Source organism: Alicyclobacillus pomorum DSM 14955, assembly GCF_000472905.1.
GTDB lineage: Bacteria > Bacillota > Bacilli > Alicyclobacillales > Alicyclobacillaceae > Alicyclobacillus_A > Alicyclobacillus_A pomorum.
This window is the reverse complement of record NZ_AXAR01000002.1, coordinates 188,163-202,984: the sequence shown is the minus strand read 5'-3', so window position 1 is coordinate 202,984 and position 14,822 is coordinate 188,163. Positions and strand designations below refer to the sequence as shown.

Sequence of the window (14,822 nt, the reverse complement as noted above, 5' to 3'; positions counted from 1 at the left end):
ATATTCAGCACAAACGCGATGCTCTCAGATATAATGAGGGGCGAGAACTGTGCATGCTATCAGCCTCATCAGATGGAGGTGCTAGGCGTGAATTCTCGTCGGGATGCAGAGCAGGATTGGCTCATCCACATCCTCGACACCATTGACGAAGGCATTCACGCCGTCGACGTCGACGGCGTCACCATCTTCTACAATGCGGCTGCCGGGAGGATGGATGGTCTGGCGCCATCCGACGTCATCGGCAAACACGTGCTGGCCGCGTTTCCGTCACTTGAAAACGAAACCAGTACCCTGCTACAAGTGTTGAAAACGGGCCGTGCCATTCACGACCAGCCGCAAATCTACACCAACTACCTGGGCGTCAAAGTGCACACCGTGAACACAACACTGCCGATTGTCTCTGGCGGCAAGGTGGTAGGGGCGCTGGAAGTGGCGAAGGACCTCACCCAAGTCCGGCGGCTCACGGAGCAGGTGTTGGAATTGCAGGCGCGGGTTGTGGGGGATAGGCGGAAAGGGCAGCTGCAGAGGAAACACCGAGGGCCGTCCAATGCGGTCTACCGATTTTCGCACGTGCTCACACAGGATGCGCGCATGATGCAGTTGAAGCAGCGTGCGGAACGGGCCGCGAAAACTTCTTCCCCCATCCTCGTGTATGGCGAGACAGGGACGGGGAAGGAGTTGCTCGTGCAAGCCATCCATCACGAGAGTCCGCGTCACTCGGCACCGTTTATGGCGCTCAATTGTGCCGCGTTGCCGGGGACGCTGCTGGAGGGCATTCTGTTCGGCACGGTGCGCGGAAGTTTCACGGGCGCAGAAGACCGACCGGGGCTATTTGAACTGGCGGACGAAGGCACGTTGTTTCTCGACGAGATCCAATCGATGCCGATGGAACTGCAGGCCAAGCTGCTGCGGGTTCTCCAGGAAGGAGAGCTGATGCGCGTCGGCGACACGCGGATTCGGCGGGTGAACGTGCGCGTGATTGCCGCGATGAACGTGGCGCCGGAAGCGGCCGTCCAGGCGGGACAACTGCGGCAGGACCTGTATTTTCGCATCAACGTGGTACGTTTTGATATTCCACCGCTGCGCGAGAGAACGGGCGACATCAGATTTCTGACCGAACACTTTATCGACAAGTGGAACAAGCAATTTGGAACGGACGTAACTGGCGTGACCCCCGCAGTGCGGAAGCTATTTCAGCAGTACCCGTGGCCGGGCAACGTCCGTGAGCTTGAAAATGCGATAGAGGCCGCTCTGAACATGATTCATTCCGGGCTGATTGACGTCGATGCGCTTCCAGGTCATCTGCGGAATTGGCTGCAGAAGCAGCAAGGTCAATCCGACGCACGACGTGCTGAAAATTCGGCAGGAAGCCACCACCCGAGTTCGTCCCATCCTACGTACTTGGAGTGGGCGGACATTCTGGTGACGGAAGGCATGAACGAATTCTGGCAGTCGTTGGGGAGCGGATTGGATCCTGGCGTGCCGTGGCGGGGACTGCAGGTTGCTTTTGAAAGAATGGTCCTTCAGCGTACGCTCAGTGCACTTGGCGGCAACGTCAAGGCGGCGGCGAAACATCTCGGTATGCCCCGACAAACCCTTCAATACCGCATCAAGCAACTCGGTCTGTGAACCGGGATGTTTTTTTGTGCGCGCATATTCTCTGAATTGGCACGCAAATTGCATGGTTTATAAGGTGTCAGAGCACCGCAGTCTCGACAGGAGGTGTTGGTGTGCTCAAAGGGCACCCGTATGGATTGCATCGCGTCCTGGACCCAGTGGGCGCCATGCCGCAGGCGGCGTGGAAACTGGATAACCAGCCGGTTTGTTACGACAACGAAATATTGATTGACGTCGAGGTGCTGAACATCGACTCCGCCTCATTTGCGCAAATCCGCGAGGAAGCTGGCAACCATCCGCAACAGGTTGCGGCCATCATGCACCGGATTGTACGAGACCGTGGGAAGCACCACAACCCTGTCACCGGGTCCGGCGGGATGCTCGTTGGCCGCGTGGCAGAAGTGGGGCCTGTGATTCGGCGGCGGGGAGATCTCGAGGTTGGGGACAAGATAGCGACGCTCGTGTCCCTCTCCCTGACGCCGCTTGTAATGGAAGAAATCAAGCACATCGACATGAAGAACGGTCAAGTCGAAATCACAGGCAAAGCCATTTTGTTCGAAAGTGGGATCTACGCGAAGATGCCAGACGACGTGCCGGACAGAGTAGCACTCGCAGTCTTTGACGTGTGCGGGGCGCCGGCGCAAACGGCGCGCCTGGTGAAACCGGGGAACTCGGTGGTGATCTTCGGGGCTGGCGGTAAGTCCGGGTTGACCGTCCTGCGCCAGGCCCGGCTGTCCAGTGGGTCCGGAAACATTGTCGCCGTGGAGTACGGGGAAGCGGCCTGCGAGCGGGTCCGAAAGCTCGGCTGGGCCGACGCCGTCCTGAACCTCGATGCCACGAAACCAGCCGAGGTATATGCGGCGGTGCACGACGTTCTGGGACCTGACATGGCCGATGTGGTCATCAACTGCGTGAACGTGTCCAACACGGAGATGTCCTCCATTCTCTGCGCGCGCGAGCTGGGGTCCGTCTACTTCTTCAGCATGGCCACCAGCTTCACCGCGGCGGCGCTGGGCGCGGAGGGCATCGGCAAGGACGTCAACATGGTCATTGGCAACGGGTACTGCAAAGGGCATGCCGAGTTTGCCATGAACCTCGTTCGCAACACGCCGGAGTTGCTGCGCGTATTTGAAGAGAAGTTTGCCATCGTATGAGAGGTTATCCGACAAGGGATTGACAAGTCACGCACCTTACTACCAAGTCCCTGTTCGGACACGCAACATCAGCGCTTTGCAAACACCGTCCTGGCCGCTTGGAAGCGGGCCAGGCAGACCAAGGGGGAAGGAATATGAGTCTTGCAGAACACGAACTCACGCATCGCTACGGGAAAAAGCAGCGCCATTTTCGGGAGGTTGAGCTGTGGAAAGACGTCACAGATGAGCAGTGGAACGACTGGAAGTGGCAGCTGACGCACACCATCAACACCATCGACGACCTGCGCAAAGTCATCAACCTGACGCCAGAGGAGGAGAAGGGCGTTGCCCACGTGCGCGAGTCCATCCCGCTTCGTATCACGCCCTACTACGCGATGATGATGGATCCGGACGATCCGTTCTGTCCTATTCGCTTGCAGGCGGTTCCGCTCTCCAACGAAATGCAGCGGACGCCGTGGGATATGGAGGACCCACTCGATGAAGACGGTGACGCGCCGGTACCCGGTTTGACGCACCGGTACCCGGATAGGGTGTTGTTCCTCATTACCAACCAGTGCTCGATGTACTGCCGCCATTGCACCCGTCGGCGCTTCTCCGGGCAAGTCGGCCACGCGGTCCCAAAGCCGCAGTTGGACGCGGCCATCGACTACATTCGCAACCACCCTGAAGTTCGCGACGTGCTCCTGTCCGGCGGCGACGGGCTCTTGGTGAACGACAAGATTCTTGAGTACATCATCAGTTCGCTGCGCGCCATTCCGCACGTGGAGATTATCCGTATCGGTACGCGTGCACCGGTGGTGTTCCCGCAGCGCATTACCGACAATCTCTGCAAAATCTTGAAGAAGTACCACCCGGTCTGGGTGAACACGCACTTCAACCACCCGGATGAAATCACGCCGGAAGCTGCAGCCGCTTGTGAGAAACTGGCGGACGCGGGGGTCCCGGTGGGCAACCAGACGGTGCTGATGCGCGGTGTGAACGACTGTGTTCATATCATGAAGAAACTGTTGCACGACCTGGTGAAGATCCGGGTGCGTCCGTACTACCTGTATCAGTGCGATCTCTCAGAAGGCATTGAACACTTCCGCACCTCGGTCGCGAAGGGCATTGAGATTATGGAACAGCTGCGCGGCCATACGTCGGGCTACGCCATTCCGACCTACGTGGTCGACTGCCCGGGCGGCGGTGGCAAGATACCCGTGGGGCCGCAGTACTTGATTTCTCAAGGCCACGGCAAAGTGGTGCTGCGGAACTTTGAAGGCGTCATCTCGACCTACCATGAACCCATCTACGAAGACACCGGATGCCCGCCCACCTGCACACACGACAAGTCGACGGACGACGAGAACCTCATTGGCGTCGCCCGACTGTTGAACGACGTGCAATTGGCGTTGGAACCCAAAGGGTTGAAGCGTGCGGAGCGCAACCACCACTGAGACTGCGCGGATGTGGATGGAGGGGTACCCATGGACCTGATGGCGCGCTGCCGCGCACACGGCTGGAGCAAAGTCGCGTTCATTGGCGCGACCAAACACGCGGGGAAGACAACCGCGCTGAACGGCCTGGTGGAGCAGGCGCACCGTCAAGGCGTCACTGTGGGCCTGTGCAGCATTGGCCTGGATGGAGAGCGCTTGGACACCATCCTCGGGGTCGAAAAGCCGCCCGTGTATGCGCCGGAGGGCACCATTGTCATCTCCGCGGAGGCGGCGTTGGAGCAGTCGACGGCGGAGCTTGAGTGGCTGGAGGTTTTGCCCGTGGAATCTCCGTTGGGCTCTGTGGTTGTGTGCAAAGTCACGCGCGGGGGAAACGTGGTCCTGGCTGGCATTCGTCAACGCGCCCACGTGGACCTGGCCATGCCTCGCCTGATCGACTACGGCGCGACATTGCGGTTGGTGGACGGGGCGTTTGACCGGATTGCAGCGGCCTCCCCCGAATTGGTGGATGCTGTGGTGTTGGCGGTCGGTGCCGTCGCAGGCAAGACCGTATCCACTGTGCTCCAGCACGCACAACCGTTCCTACAGCGGTTTCTGCTGCCGGAAGTGGACAGGGGCATCAGGGAGAAGTTGATGCCCGCTCACCAACAACAGGTCATTGGGTGGTTGTCCGGCACTCGTGCGCACTGTACGCACCAACGCGGCGCACTGTTTGGCATCACGGCACACGCCGATTGGACGAAGGACGTGGATGCCGTCTACCTCCCAGGTGCTGTGACGGACTCCGTCATCTCGGAATTGCTCGGCCACAGCCGAAGTCTCACGGTCATTGCGCAGCACCCGGCGCAAGTGCTCGTTCACGCCGAAGCGTACCGAAAGCTGTACAGAGCCGGGCATCGCCTGTGTGTCTGGACTTCGTTGCCCATCCTCGCGGTGGCTTGTAACCCGCACAGCATCACTGGGTACGACTTGCCACGTCAACCGTTGTTGGACGCTCTGCGGGCATGGGTTGGGGATATCCCTGTATACGATCCGCTCCACGACGACGAAGTTGTCTCATTGCAGCATCCACTTGACGTTGGAGGCGACAGCCATGACGAATCACACACTCGCGCCGAATCACATCGATGAGATTCCAGTCCTGGACGCAGCGAGTGCTGACGTCATCCTTTGGGCGGATATCTGGCGTCGGTTTCAGCCGGTGACGCCCTATGGTCAACGGTGGAAAGTCTCAGTACAGCCTTTTGTACCGGGACAGGAGGAAGCTTGGACTCGCGCGCTGCAACAGCTCGAACGGGACGCGGACGTTTTGACAGAAGAGGACGTTCGTCGTTTGCGCGAGCAACTGCGCCGTGTGCCGGACATCGAAGACACGCTGTCCACATTGACTGCCCCAGACGCTGTCATTCAGCCGAAACAAGCACTGCTGTTGAAGCAGTGTGCATTCATCGGACGGGCGTGCGCGAATGATGAAGCGGCGCAGCGGATGGGTGGCCTACCGCTCTCGCTATGGACTTTGCTCATGGACGCCTTTGGGGAGGATACATCGCTCACCTTTGCTGTGGAACACATCGGTGGAGAGGCGTACCAGACATTGGGCCGGGAGGTGGCAAACGCCGCGGCTGCGTATGCTGAGCGCGTTCGGCGGCGGGATCAAGACTGGATGGAGGCCGTAGGAAGGAAGCCGAACCGGGACGGCGTCCTGGCGCTGTCGCTCCCTGTCGAAGCCACCACAGCAGAACGGCTGAAACGTACGGACGGCGTTCGCTGGATCAAAGACACGCCGTTTGAAAGCGTGTTCGAGGTGTTGCCTACGGCTGCCATGGCCGCCGCTGCCGAACGGCTGGAGGCCGCGCAGCGCGCCTTGGAAGATTGTGCACAGCAAGTGATGCGACGACTGACCGATGCGGTGCGTGCGGAACTTCCACATTGGTACGAGGCCGTTCGCCAATTGTGCCATCTCGACATCCGGCTCGCCAAAGTTCAGATGTTGCGGAGCATGTCCGGTTGTGTGCCGCATCAGGGAGACAGCATCCACATCCGCCTTGTGGACGGAGTGCACGTCGGCGTGGCGGACGCGTTGCAGCAGCGCCAGTTGGACTTTACGCCGCTGACATGGGCCGTCGATGCAGGGGTCAGTGTGATTTGCGGATCGAACATGGGCGGCAAGACGGTCGCGATGACCACTCTGTGCGCATGCCAGATGCTGGCCCAGTACGCGATGCCTGTGCCGGCACGGCAGTTTGAGACGGCGCTGGTGCGCATGGTCCGCTTTTGCAGCGGTGGGGCAACGGATGCAAAGAGCGGGCTCAGTTCGTTTGGCGCGGAAGTCGTGCGACTCACCCATGTGTGGGAGGAACTGCAGGTGGCGACACCGGCACTTCTTTGCTTCGACGAACCGGGCAAGGCCACCAATCCGGTGGAAGGCGAGGCGCTCACCATAGGGCTGATGCGCTGTTTGAAGGCGCTGACACCGCAGGTGGTGGGCGTCATTGCGACGCATTTCGCGGCTCCGCTTCGTGAACTGGATGTCTCATGGTTCCGGGTCAGTGGGCTGCAGGCGACGGCGTTAGAAGTGCGTGAGGCGTTCACAGACGCGACCGACAAGATCTCCCGATTGGAGCGGGCTATGAGATACACCATCGAGCGCCTGGAGCAAGGCGAGGTGCCACATGAAGCCGTCCTGGTTGCACAGTGGATGGGGGCGCCCGAGAGGCTGCTCCAGGAAACGCGCGCATTTTTGGAGGGGAGGACGGAGCCGTGAAGACCAAGCTACATTTGGATGAGTCCATGATTGCCCGCGGCCGCGCGGCGGCCAGCCAGATTGCGGACGACGTCGCAGACTTCATCGCGGAGCGGACGACGGTGGCGGTCGAGCGCACGGTGCTGCGGTTGTTCGGCGTCGATGGCGTGGATGCCGAGGGCGTGCCGCTGCCGAACGTGATTGTGGATGAAGTGAAGGACCTGGGAAGACTCGACCAGGGCGTCGCAAAGACATTTGTAGGGGCACTGCTGCAAACGGGGTTGTCCGTGCAGGAACTGGCGGAAGCGATTGCGGACGGCAGCGTCCGACTTGCCGATATTCCGCAACCAGCAGAGGGAGAGGTGCTGGAGAAAGGGCGTGCGCTCGCCGCTGTGGCGATGGAGCGGATTGCGGCGAATCGACAAACGCGCGACGAACTCCTCCACCGACTTGGCGAAGGCAAACAACCGTACATCTACGTGATTGTGGCGACGGGCAACATCTACGAAGACGTCGTGCAGGCGAAATCGGCCGCGCGCCAAGGTGCGGACATCATCGCGGTCATTCGCAGCACGGGGCAGAGCCTGCTCGACTACGTGCCGTACGGAGCGACCACGGAAGGCTTTGGAGGTACGTTTGCGACGCAGGAGAACTTCCGCATCATGCGCGAAGCATTGGACGAAGTGGGCGAAGAAGTCGGGCGCTACATCCGGCTGTGCAATTACTGCTCTGGCCTGTGCATGCCCGAAATCGCGGCCATGGGAGCCATCGAACGACTCGACGTGATGTTGAACGACGCACTGTACGGCATCTTGTTCCGCGACATCAATCCGCAGCGCACGCTGGTGGATCAGGCGTTCTCGCGGATGATCAACGCGTACGCCGGGGTCATCATCAATACCGGCGAAGACAACTACCTGACGACTGCCGATGCGGTGGAAGCGGCGCACACGGTGCTTGCGTCACAGTTCATCAACGAGCAGTTTGCGCTTCGGTCCGGGCTACCGGAGGAACAGATGGGGCTCGGGCACGCCTTTGAGATGAATCCGATGATTGAAGACGGATTCCTGTACGAGTTGGCACAGGCACAGATGGCGCGCGAAATCTTCCCGGACGCGCCGCTCAAGTACATGCCACCGACGAAGCACATGACGGGCAACATTTTTCGCGGGCACGTGCAGGACGCCTTGTTCAACCTCATTGGCATCACCACACAACAGGGGATTCAATTGCTGGGCATGATGACGGAGCAGATTCACACACCGCTCATCTACGACAGACACCTGGCCATTGAGAGCGCCAAGTACATCTTCAACAACGCGCGGCACTTGGGCGATGAAATTGAGTTTAAGGCGGATGGCATCATCGTTCAGCGGGCGCAGACGGTCCTGCGGGAAGCCGTGGAATTGTTGGAGGAGATTGTACACATCGGGTTCTTCGAGGCGCTGTCGCGGGGGCTGTTTGCCGACGTGAAGCGGACCATGACGGGCGGCAAAGGTCTGGGCGGAGTGGTTCATCGCCATGCGGAGTACTTCAACCCGTTTGAAGAGCAACTGCGGCAAAAACTCGGATTGCAGCCAGCAAAGGTAGGGGTCAGGGCATGAGCGTTGATTACCGCACGCAAATTGCAAAGGTAGACTTGACACGCGTTCGTCCGTACGGCGATACGATGGACGATGGCAAGGTGCAGCTGAGCTTTTCGCTTCCGGTTCCGGATGGCCCGGAGGCTGTCGAGGCGGCCCGGCAATTGGGTGCAAAGATGGGGCTGGAAAACCCCACTGTCGTGCACCACGAAGACATCGGCGAAAACTTCACCTTCGTTGTGATGTACGGGAATTGCGTGCACACGGTCGACTACGCACATATCCAGGTGCCGAAAGTGGACAGTCCGCGGATGGACTTCTACGAGATCAACCAATTCATTCGCGAGTGCATCGGCCGCAAGATCACCGTCATCGGCGCCTGCACCGGAACGGACGCGCACACCGTCGGCATTGACGCCATCATGAACATGAAGGGGTACAACGGCGAGTATGGCCTTGAGCGGTATCCGGAAATCCACGCGTACAACCTCGGCAGTCAGGTGGAAAACGAAGAGATGGTGCGAAAGGCCATCGAGTTGAAGGCCGACGCCTTGCTCGTGTCACAGGTGGTGACGCAGAAGGACGTGCACATCCACAACCTGAGTGCACTGGTGGACTTGCTGGAGGCCGAGGGACTGCGGCAGAACCTGGTCCTGATTGCGGGGGGACCGCGCATTACACACGAGTTGGCGCTGGAGCTCGGCTACGACGCAGGATTTGGGCCAGGCACCCTGGCACCGGACGTGGCTTCGTTTGTGGTACAGGAGATGGTGCGAAGAGGCCTGGCGTAGTTTGTATTCGAAGCTCACAGGGACAATGACAAATAAAGGGTGAGGAGGGCGTCACTGGGCGCCTTTTCTTGTTGTGTCCTCATGTGGTCATCCCACGAAACACAGGGTGTGTCCCGATCCCCGCGCGATTCTGTTTGACGGACAATAGACCATTGCGGCTCAAGTTGAGTTATATCATTCAGTCATTTCCAACTGTGGAGACAACTTAGAGTTCACAGATATATGCGATTCATGGTATGTTAATCATGATAGATTCGGCGGGCTCATTGGATATCCAAAAGTGCTTGTCCAGGCTTTGGGCAGTACGTGTCACGGTTCCCGTCTCATATCAAGTAGACATCGTATGGAGTTCCACGAACCGACCGGTCGGTAGGATGGGAGGGGATGCGACCGATGTGGTATGCAATTCAGGGCATTGTATTTGTGATTCTGTTTGCCACCGCGCTGTATCTGTTTGGGTCCGCGGTCGCACAACGCGTCAAGTTTCTCATGGCCGCCGCAAAGGATCCCACGCGCACCGACAGAAAAAAGGAGCGTGTGTTCGGGTTCTTGAAGTACGTTCTCGGGCAGCGCAAAGTCATTGCCGAGCCGTCCGGGATTGGTCACTTCTTCATCTTCTGGGGATTCATCATCCTCGTCTTTGGCGACTTGGACTTTCTGTTTTACAACCTGACCAACATTCATTTGCCGTGGGCAACCAACAACGTATACCTGTTTATCCAGGAACTGTTTTCTGCGTTTGTCTTGGTCGCCATTGTGGTCGGGTTGATTCGTCGTTACATCATCAAGCCGATGCGTGTGGAACAGACGTTTGAAGCCGGCTTTATTCTCGGTCTGATTATGACCATTGTGCTGACGTATTACTTGTCCACTGCGGCGGATATGGCGGCAAACGGCGTGCATCCCGGCTGGGCTTCGCCTGTGGTCAACGCGATTGCCGGCGGCTTCGCTGGACTTTCCCATGGGGCGCTCATCGCCATCAAAGAAATTTTCTTCTGGTTGCACGCCCTTTGTCTGATGACGTTCCTCGTCTTCATTCCGAGATCCAAGCACTTGCACATGGTGGGCGCGATGTTCAACTGGTATTTCCGCCGCCTTGACAGCCCGGGCAAGCTGACGAAGCTCGACCTCGAGGACGAAAGCATCGAAGAGTTTGGCGTCGGTCGCATTGAGCAGTTCACGTGGAAGCAATTGCTGGACGGGTACGCGTGCACCGAATGTGGTCGTTGCCACGTATCTTGTCCAGCCACGCTGAGCGGGAAACCGCTCTCACCGAAGTACGTCATCTTGAAAATGAAAGACCAAATTGTCAGCCAAGGGCCCGGTTTACTCGCGCAAATGGCAGCTGGCGCAGAGAACGTCGCCTCCGAGTCGCTCTTCGCACATACGTTTTCGGAAGAAGAAATCTGGGCCTGTACCACCTGCCGGGCTTGTGAGGAAGCTTGCCCCGTCGCGAACGAACACGTGCAGGCAATTGTCGACATGCGTCGCCACCTGGTGCTGACGGAAGGCAAGACCTCCCCAGAAGTCTCCAAGGTGTTCTCGAACCTGGAGCGGCAGTCGAACGAATGGGGGATCAATCGCCGTGAACGCGCCGCGTGGGCAAAGGATCTTCCGGTAAAAACGATGGCGGAAGTGGACGGTCAGGCTGAATACCTGTTCTTCGTCGGAAGCGCCGCTTCGTTTGACCAGCGTAACCAGAAGATTGCGCAGGCGTTTGCCAAGGTATTGCTTGCGGCTGGCGTGGATTTCGCCATTCTCGGTGCCGAAGAAGAGAGCGACGGCGACTCAGCGCGTCGCCTCGGCAACGAATTTCTATACCAGGAGTTCGTACAGCGGAACATCGAAATTTTCAACACGTATGGCGTGAAGAAAATCATCACGACGGATCCGCACGCGTTCAACACGTTCAAGAACGAATACCCGGATTTCGGCTTCGAAGCGGAGGTCTGGCACAGTACGCAGTTTGCGGCGAAACTGTTGCAGGAAGGCAAATTGAAGCCGAAGAAGGCGATTGAACAGACCATTACGTACCACGATTCGTGCTATCTGGGCCGGTACAACGACGTGTACGATCCACCGCGTTACATCCTCGAATCCATCCCGGGTGTCAAGCTCGTGGAGATGGAGCGGAGTCGCAACAAGAGCATGTGCTGCGGCGCTGGCGGCGGCGGTATGTTCAAAGAGGAGACTGGGACTCGTATCAACGTCATGCGCGCGAACCAGGCCATAGAGACAGGTGCGAGTATCGTAGGCACGGCTTGCCCGTACTGCATGACGATGTTGATTGACGGCACGAAAGCCAACGGGAAGGAAGACGACCTCGCCACGTACGACGTGATTGAACTGCTGGCGATGTCGCTGGAGTTGTAATCAATGGCTTGGCTGTGTGGTTGCGAAAATAGGGGGACACCGAAATATTCGGTGTCTTTCCTACTGATGAGAGGCTCGAACAGTGTACAATAGAGCTGTGACGTCATTGACGGTACATCTGTACCCGTGCAAATCGGAATCTATGAAAATGCATGAATGACGTGATTGTCCGATTTATTTTTGATAATGCCTGAAAGCGATTACGTGGCGACAGCGGGAGGGAATGTACGTGGCGAAGTCTGTGATTGTGAGTGCGGCGCGAACGCCGTTTGGGCGCTTCCAGGGTAGCTTGGCGAGCAAACGAGCAGTGGAGCTCGGTGCCATTGCCATTCGGGAGGCCATGACGAGAGTGGCATTGAACGCGGAGGAAGTGGATCAAGTCCTGATGGGGATGGTGCTGCAAGCCGGTGCAGGGCAAATTCCCTCGCGTCAGGCGGCACGGTTGGCCGGGCTGCCGTGGGAGACGCCGAGCGTCACCATCAATAAAGTGTGCGCTTCCGGACTCAGGGCCGTGACGCTGGCTGATTCTCTCATCCGCGCAGGCGACATTCAGGTTGCGGTCGCAGGTGGAATGGAGAGCATGTCGAACGCGCCCTACGCTTTGCAAGGTGTCCGCACGGGGCTGCGGATGGGCGATGGCGCTGTGATTGACCTGATGATCCACGATGGGTTGCAGTGTGCGTTTCACAACGTCCACATGGCCGTCCTCGGCAGCCGCGTCGCGAAAGAATACGAAATCACGCGAGAAATGCAGGACGCGTGGGCGTTGCGCAGTCATCAACGAGCCGTGGCGGCCATCCAGTCCGGCGTGTTCGCGGACGAAATCGTCCCCGTCACTGTGGAGACGAAGAAGCAGAGTGTGACCGTCACAGACGACGAAGCACCGAGAGCGGACACGTCCCTGGAGAGATTGGCTGCGTTGCCGCCGGTGTTTACGAAAGACGGCACCATCACTGCTGGCAACGCGCCTGGGGTCAACGACGGTGCAGGGGCGCTGGTGGTCATGTCCGAGGACTACGCAAAGGAAACCGGCCGCGAGCCGTTGGCTTACATCCTTGGCTATGCAGAGGTGGCCGCAGAAGCGGCGTACATTGCCACAACACCCGCGCTCGCCATCCAAAAATTGTTGGAGAAGACAGGGTACACACTGTCTGATATCGACTTGTTTGAAGTGAACGAAGCGTTTGCAGCAGTGACCTTGACCTCTGGCAAAATCCTCGGCTGGGATGAGGAAAAGGTCAACGTCAACGGTGGGGCGGTTGCGCTGGGACACCCCATCGGTGCCAGTGGCGCCCGCATTCTGATGCACCTGGTTTACGAGTTGCAGCGGCGCGGTGGCGGTCTTGGAATTGCCGCCATCTGCAGCGGTGCCGCACAAGGCGATGCAATTCTGGTAGAAGTACCAAATTGATAGAGAGGGTGGAGAGAGTTGGCTCAACACATTGGTAAAGTACTGGTGGTCGGAGCTGGACAAATGGGTAATGGGATAGCCCAGGTTGCTGCGCAAGCGGGACTCGACGTGGTTCTGAACGACATCAAGCAGGAGTTTGTGGAACGCGGATTTGCGAACATTCGCAGGAACTTGCAGCGGAGCGTGGAGAAGGGGAAGCTCACCCAAGACCACATGGAAACCGTGCTCGGCCACATCACCTTGTCGACGTCGTTGCAGGACGGCCACGATTGCGACATGGCGATTGAGGCGGCTACGGAAAATATGGAGATTAAACTCGGTATCTTCCGCCAATTGGATGAAATGCTTCCGTCGCATGCCATCTTGGCGAGCAACACGTCGTCGCTGCCCATTACGGAAATCGCGGCCGTGACGAAGCGGCCCGAGCAGGTGATTGGCATGCACTTCATGAACCCGGTCCCGGTCATGAAGCTGGTGGAAATCATCCGAGGTCTCGCGACCAGCGATGCAGTCTATGAGACGGTGTACAATCTGGCGGTTCAAATGGGCAAGACCGCTGTGGAAGTCAACGACTTCCCAGGCTTTGTCTCCAACCGCGTGTTGATGCCTATGATTAACGAGGCGATTTACTGTGTCTACGAAGGTGTTGCGACACCAGAAGCGATTGATGATGTGATGAAACTGGGCATGAACCATCCGATGGGGCCACTGACGCTCGCTGACTTCATCGGCCTGGACACGTGCCTTGCCATCATGGAGGTCCTCTACGAAGGGTTCGGCGACTCCAAGTACCGTCCCTGCCCATTGTTGCGCAAGTATGTGAAGGCAGGTTGGCTCGGTCGCAAGACGGGGCGCGGATTTTATACGTACGCCTAACGGGGATTGCGCGGGATACGCGAGGCTTTCTGAATCATAGAGACGAGGTGTGGAACATGGCGGAAGACCGATATGTGGAACTTCATGTAGACGGGCAGATTGGAACCATTACGTTGCGCCGGGAAAAGCAGTTAAATGCATTAAACCAGACTGTCCTCGCTCAACTCAATCAGGTACTGGACGAGCTTGCGGGACAATCGGAAGTCCGGGCGGTTTTGTTGCGCGGCGAAGGCCGTGCGTTTGCAGCAGGGGCCGATATCGCAGAGATGACCTCCTTGTCTCCAGTGGCTGCAGGACAGTTCGCGCGCTTGGGACAAGCTGTTTTCAGTAAATTGGAGAAACTGCCGCAACCTACGATTGCGCTTGTGCACGGGTATGCATTGGGCGGTGGAATGGAGCTCGCCATGGCTTGTGACATCCGGATTGCGGCCGAGGGGACGAAGTTTGGACAACCGGAAGTCACACTGGGCGTCATTCCTGGGTTCGGCGGTAGTCAACGCCTGCCGCGCATTGTCGGGCAAGGCAACGCGCTGAAACTCTTGTTGACCGGAGGCATCATTGACGCCGTGGAGGCACATCGCATTGGGCTCGTGAGCGAAGTCGTGCCCATCGAGGAACTCGCCGCAAGAGGGCGCGCGTTGGCGGAGCAACTCAGCGGGCTGGCCCCGAAGGCGTTGGCATGGGTGAAACAGGCCGTCTACGAAGGGGCCGAATTGGACCAAGACAAGGGCTTGGCGTACGAGGCGTCTTTGTTTGCTCTGTGCTTTTCTACGAATGATCAGAAGCAAGGGATGGAAGCGTTTCTAGCGAAGAGAAAACCGGCCTTTGAAGGGAAGTAGAC

Annotated in this window: 11 protein-coding genes; all 11 read left to right on the top strand. The window is 58.4% G+C overall.

Annotation, left to right across the window (positions count from 1 at the left end; all coding sequences use genetic code 11):
- Positions 1–87: 87 nt before the first annotated feature.
- The 11 genes from YWK_RS0103190 to YWK_RS0103140 all read left to right on the top strand — a co-directional run bounded on the left by YWK_RS0103190 (position 88) and on the right by YWK_RS0103140 (position 14,820).
- Positions 88–1,629, top strand: coding sequence for a sigma-54 interaction domain-containing protein (locus YWK_RS0103190; RefSeq protein WP_026963661.1), 1,542 nt, complete (start codon positions 88–90; stop codon positions 1,627–1,629).
- A gap of 101 nt (positions 1,630–1,730) precedes the next feature.
- Entirely contained in the window at positions 1,731–2,771 is a 1,041-nt protein-coding gene (gene kdd / locus YWK_RS0103185; RefSeq protein WP_026963660.1) for an L-erythro-3,5-diaminohexanoate dehydrogenase, read from the top strand.
- A gap of 134 nt (positions 2,772–2,905) precedes the next feature.
- A complete protein-coding gene (gene kamA, locus YWK_RS18070; protein ID WP_035465854.1) occupies positions 2,906–4,207 on the top strand; it encodes a lysine 2,3-aminomutase in 1,302 nt (433 codons plus the stop codon).
- Between the two features lie 30 nt (positions 4,208–4,237).
- A complete protein-coding gene (gene kamB / locus YWK_RS0103175; protein ID WP_026963659.1) occupies positions 4,238–5,335 on the top strand; it encodes a lysine 5,6-aminomutase reactivase subunit KamB in 1,098 nt (365 codons plus the stop codon).
- On the top strand, positions 5,298–6,968 hold the full coding sequence (gene kamC / locus YWK_RS0103170; protein ID WP_026963658.1) for a lysine 5,6-aminomutase reactivase ATPase KamC: 1,671 nt from the start codon (positions 5,298–5,300) through the stop codon (positions 6,966–6,968). Before kamB ends, kamC begins: the two co-directional genes overlap by 38 nt.
- Positions 6,965–8,551, top strand: a complete 1,587-nt coding sequence (gene kamD / locus YWK_RS0103165) for a lysine 5,6-aminomutase subunit alpha (protein ID WP_026963657.1) — start codon at positions 6,965–6,967, stop codon at positions 8,549–8,551. The genes kamC and kamD overlap by 4 nt, the downstream gene beginning before the upstream one ends.
- A complete protein-coding gene (gene kamE / locus YWK_RS0103160; RefSeq protein ID WP_026963656.1) occupies positions 8,548–9,321 on the top strand; it encodes a lysine 5,6-aminomutase subunit beta in 774 nt (257 codons plus the stop codon). Before kamD ends, kamE begins: the two co-directional genes overlap by 4 nt.
- Positions 9,322–9,705: 384 nt before the next feature.
- Positions 9,706–11,694 (top strand): heterodisulfide reductase-related iron-sulfur binding cluster, encoded by a 1,989-nt coding sequence (locus YWK_RS0103155; RefSeq protein WP_026963655.1) that lies wholly within the window; start codon positions 9,706–9,708, stop codon positions 11,692–11,694.
- Positions 11,695–11,923: 229 nt separating this feature from the next.
- A complete protein-coding gene (locus tag YWK_RS0103150; RefSeq protein ID WP_211231371.1) occupies positions 11,924–13,105 on the top strand; it encodes an acetyl-CoA C-acetyltransferase in 1,182 nt (393 codons plus the stop codon).
- Positions 13,106–13,123: 18 nt separating this feature from the next.
- The gene (locus YWK_RS0103145) at positions 13,124–13,981 is read left to right on the top strand and encodes a 3-hydroxybutyryl-CoA dehydrogenase (RefSeq protein ID WP_026963653.1); all 858 of its coding nucleotides are present in this window, start codon (positions 13,124–13,126) and stop codon (positions 13,979–13,981) included.
- 56 nt (positions 13,982–14,037) lie between these two features.
- Positions 14,038–14,820, top strand: coding sequence for an enoyl-CoA hydratase/isomerase family protein (locus tag YWK_RS0103140; RefSeq protein WP_026963652.1), 783 nt, complete (start codon positions 14,038–14,040; stop codon positions 14,818–14,820).
- The last annotated feature ends 2 nt before the right edge of the window (positions 14,821–14,822 follow it).